1 protein-coding gene is annotated in these 269 nt (G+C 62.1%); it reads right to left on the bottom strand.

What is annotated here, in order from left to right; translation table 11 throughout:
* Positions 1 to 269, bottom strand: a 269-nt coding sequence (locus SB771_RS34690; protein ID WP_410721999.1) for a Gfo/Idh/MocA family oxidoreductase, incomplete at both ends; no start/stop codon positions are given.

Below are 269 nucleotides of genomic sequence, written 5' to 3'. Positions count from 1 at the left end.
CGACGCATAGAACATCGCGAGCTTCCCACCTTCGAATTCACAAATCGCCACGCCATTGTCGACATCGCCGAACTCACGCAGCCCCTCGTGCAGCGCAATCGCGCCCGCCGCGAACACCCGCTTCGCGCGCGGCTTGCCCAGCAGCCAACGCGCGACGTCGATATCGTGCACGGTGCAGTCCAGAAAAATGCCGCCGGATGTTGCCGCGAAGCGCACGAAGAAACCATCGGTATCGTTCTTGTCCGTGGTCTGCGAGCGCACGAGAAACG

The sequence above is a fragment of the Burkholderia sp. SIMBA_051 genome (genome assembly GCF_046534915.1).
Lineage (GTDB): Bacteria > Pseudomonadota > Gammaproteobacteria > Burkholderiales > Burkholderiaceae > Burkholderia > Burkholderia ambifaria.
This window is presented reverse-complemented; position numbering and strand designations above follow the sequence as displayed.